Below are 3640 nucleotides of genomic sequence, written 5' to 3'. Positions count from 1 at the left end.
TCACCGGAGGCCGCGGCCGTCCGCGACTCGAAGAACCGCGCGGCCGGGCACTTCACCGTCCCCGCCGCGACGTGGGGTTTCTTCTTGCAGGACTTGAAGTCCGGCCGCTTCGACCGGTCCCGCTGATGGAGGGATCGACCGTAGGGACTCCAGGCGAAGGCGTGCACAACAGCGCGTCGGACGGCGAAAACGTTGTCCAGGCGCAGCACATCCATGGCGACGTGCACATCCACGGTTCGGCGGCGCGCGAAGGCGCCTCGGCGGCGCCACCTCGTCAGCTTCCGGCGACGGCGCGGCATTTCATCAACCGCACGGTCGAACAGGACGCGTTGACCACGCTGCTCAACGGTTCCGGTGCGCAACACACCCTGCTGGTCTCGACGATCTCTGGGCTGGCCGGGGTCGGGAAGTCGACGCTGGTGGTGGAGTGGGCGCACAAGGTGCGCGACCAGTTCCCCGACGGCGAGTTGTACGTGAACCTGCGCGGGTTCGATCCGGCAGCCGAGCCGGTGACTTCCGCGGAGGCATTGGCGGGTTTCCTGACGGCGCTCGGGATGGAACCGGATGCGATCCCGGCGTCCGAGCAAGCGCGGGCGGCGCAGTACCGCACTCTGGCGCATGGGCGGCGAATGCTGCTGGTGCTGGATAACGCCAGGGATGCCGAGCAGGTGCTGCCGTTGTTGCCCGGGGCGGCAGGATGTCTGGTCGTGGTCACCAGCCGCCAGCGGCTGGACGGACTGGTGACGCACCACGGGGCGCAGCGACTCGCCCTCGACACCCTCACTCCCGGAGAAGGGCACCAACTGCTCGCGCGGCACCTCGGCGCCGAGCGGCTGGACGCGGAGCCGGACGCGGCCGCGACTCTGCTGGAGTTCTGCGCCGGGTTACCACTGGCGTTGACGCTGGTCTCGGTACAGGCCGCGGCCGAACCGGATGTGCCGCTGGGCGATCTGGTCGCCGATCTCGCCGACGAGCACGATCGGCTCGATGCCCTCGATGCGGGCGGCATAACCGGAATCCGGGCGGTGTTCTCCTGGTCCTACCGCACGCTCTCACCCCCGGCCGCGCGGTTGTTCCGGCTGCTGGGGTTGCCGATTTCGCCGGACGTCAGCCTCGGCGCCGCTGCCGCGCTCGCGGGCGTCGATCACCGGTCGGCGCGGAAACTCCTCGGTGAGCTGGGCCGGGCGCATCTGGTGACTCGCCGGGCGGGCGACCGCTACGTCTTCCACGACCTGCTGCGCGCCTACGCGCGCGAACGCGCGCACGCCGACGACACCGAATCCGACCGCACGGCAGCATTGCAGCGGCTGCTCGACCACCACCTCTACGCCACCTATGCCGCGAACCGGCAGTTGGCGCCCGTTCGTGACCTGGTCGAGCTCGAATACGTCGACGAGCAGCTGAACTGCTCGTTCGCGGACTACGACGAGGCATTGGCGTGGTGGGACGCCGAACACGCGGGTGTTCTCGCCACCATCCGGCAATCGACCGCACTCGGAATGCCGCGAGCCGGGTGGCTCGCGAACGCCGCCACCTATCCGATGCGGCTTCGCGGACTGATCAGCGAATTGAAGACCAGCAGCACCGCCGGAATCGAAGCGGCCCGGCAGAACGACGATCGACCCGCACTGGCCCGGTTGCACGCCGACCTCAGCGAAGCCTGCTGGCGCCTGCGGGAACTGGACCGGGCGAGCGAGAACGCGCGGATCGCCGCCGGCCTGTTCGAAGCGCTGGGCGAGCGGATGTGGACCGCGATCACCAGCTGCGGATCGGCGATGATGTGCTTCGATGCGCAGCAGTCCGCCGACGCGGTGACTTCCGCGCGCCACGCGAAACGGATCTTGGACGAGCTGGGCGGCACCGGCGAAGCAGTTCCGGAATCGCTCGCGACCCAGCAGCTCACGACCGACTCGCTGCTGGGCGTGGCATTGGCGCACTGCGGCGAATTCGACGAAGCGTTCCCGCTGCTGCGCCGTGCCCTCGAACTCGACTGGGACGAATTCGGCCGCGGCTACGTCCTGCACCGGCTCGCGACCGCGCACCTGCTCGCCGGAAACATCGCCGACGCCATCGAAACCTGCGGCCGAGCCGTCGAGCACCGGCGGCGCATCGGCCACTCGGCAGGCGAAGCCGAAAGCCTCACCGAACTCGGAAAAGCCCAGCACACCAACGGAGATACGGAAGCCGCCCGGCACACCTGGCAACAAGCACTCGCCATCCTCGACCCGCTCGGCCACCACAACGCCGAAGTGATCCGCGACCAGCTCAACGCGCTCGCCGGGCAGTAGGCCGGAAAGTCGGCCATAACAACAGAATTCGGTGACCGGTCCGTCCGGCGCGTGCACCGGTCATCGGACTGCTGCCTGCACGAAGGTGCCGAGGGCATTCGCGCGAGCCGGAAAGCACGGCATGGCTACTGACGACACCACCGCCGACCTGCCACCGCGGCCCGATCCCGCAACAGGCCAGCCGGTTACGCCGGAGGCGCCGACGCAGACGGCCGAGGGCTACAACGAGAAAAAGCCGAGCCGAGTGCCCGATCCGCCGCCCTGGCAGCGCGACCTGATCCCGGTGGAGCACGGCGTGCGGGCGGCGAACCAGGGCGGGCCGGAACTGCTGAAGGACAGTCTCCGGGCATAAAAAACCGGTGGGCGGTCCACCCGGCGTGTGGACCGACCACCGGCTCATTCAGAACAACGACCTCACGGAGCCGCGGTTGCGGCCGCCGCGTCCACGATCCCGTGGCCGTACTGCAGGTCGTACTTCCCGGTCTCGTTGCTGCCGGGGGCGTGCGCGGTGTCCATCAGCGCCTTCTCGACCTGGTCGGCCGAACGGCCCTGCGCGGTCAGCAACGCCGCCAGCCCGGACACGTGCGGCGCGGCCATCGAAGTGCCCGCCAGCGCGTCGTAATCCGGCTGCCCGCACTTCGGCGTGCCCATGCCGCGCGGCACCGTGGCGATGATGTCGTCCGCGCAGACCTTGTTGCCCGCGCCGCCCGGAGCGGTCACGGCCTTCATGTCCAGCTTCAAGCCGAAGTTGGAGTAGTTCGCCCGCTGCTCACCGCGGTCGCTGGCCGCGACGCACATCGCGCCCTGCTCCCAAGACGGGGTGTCGCACAGCGGCGCGGTCTCGTTGCCCGCGGAAGCGACCACGACGACGCCCTTCTCGCGGGCGTAGGCCACCGCGTCCTTCGCGTCGGCGTTGAGGCCGAGCAGCGTCAGCAGCTGCGAGCCGGGCGGCGCGCCCAAGCTCAGGTTGATCACGTTGGCGCCGTTGTCGGCGGCGTAGCGGATGCCCGCACCGATGTCGGCGAACGAGCCGGAACCGTTCTCCAGCACCTTCACCGGCATGATCTTCGCGTCGGGGGCGACGCCCGCACCGCCGACACCGTTGTTCGCCGCCGCGGCCGCGATCCCGGAGACGTGCGTGCCGTGGATGTCCGTCTCCTGGCCGACACCGTCCGGTCCGCGCCAGTCGCCGTTGCCGCACGGTGCAGGGCCGCCACCGCAGGCGAACGTCGCGCCGGGCACCATCTGCGACTGCAAGTCCGGGTGTCCCAGGTCGACACCGGTGTCCACCACGGCGATGGTCTGGCCCGCGCCGGTGCTGGCGCCCCAGGCGTCGGAGGCGTGGATCTGGT

At 69.8% G+C, this 3640-nt stretch carries 4 protein-coding genes; 3 read left to right on the top strand and 1 reads right to left on the bottom strand.

Annotated elements, in window-relative coordinates:
• From IJH84_RS11645 to IJH84_RS11635, 3 genes are all read left to right on the top strand, one after another.
• On the top strand, positions 1 to 126 hold a 126-nt coding region (locus tag IJH84_RS11645; protein WP_295143887.1), incomplete at its 5' end, for a DUF397 domain-containing protein.
• A 35-nt stretch (positions 127 to 161) separates the two neighbouring features.
• Positions 162 to 2288 carry a tetratricopeptide repeat protein gene (locus IJH84_RS11640; protein ID WP_295143884.1) on the top strand — a complete coding sequence of 709 codons (2127 nt, stop codon included), beginning with the start codon at positions 162 to 164 and terminating at the stop codon, positions 2286 to 2288.
• 121 nt (positions 2289 to 2409) lie between these two features.
• On the top strand, positions 2410 to 2640 hold the full coding sequence (locus tag IJH84_RS11635) for a hypothetical protein (protein ID WP_295143881.1): 231 nt from the start codon (positions 2410 to 2412) through the stop codon (positions 2638 to 2640).
• A 62-nt stretch (positions 2641 to 2702) separates the two neighbouring features.
• On the opposite strand, the gene IJH84_RS11630 is transcribed toward IJH84_RS11635, so the two are convergent.
• Positions 2703 to 3640: S8 family serine peptidase (locus tag IJH84_RS11630; RefSeq protein WP_295143878.1), on the bottom strand; the 938-nt coding region annotated here is incomplete at its 5' end.

This window comes from Saccharopolyspora sp., assembly GCF_017434145.1.
In the GTDB taxonomy this organism is placed as follows: Bacteria; Actinomycetota; Actinomycetes; order Mycobacteriales; family Pseudonocardiaceae; genus Saccharopolyspora_C; species Saccharopolyspora_C galaxeae.
The sequence above is the reverse complement of the archived record's forward strand: the minus strand, read 5'-3'. Positions and strand labels throughout refer to the sequence as shown.

What these genes read in the sequence shown, in the direction of transcription:
- IJH84_RS11635 (WP_295143881.1), top strand. Translation starts at nt 2,410, where the DNA reads ATGGCTACTGACGACACCACCGCCGACCTGCCACCGCGGCCCGATCCC.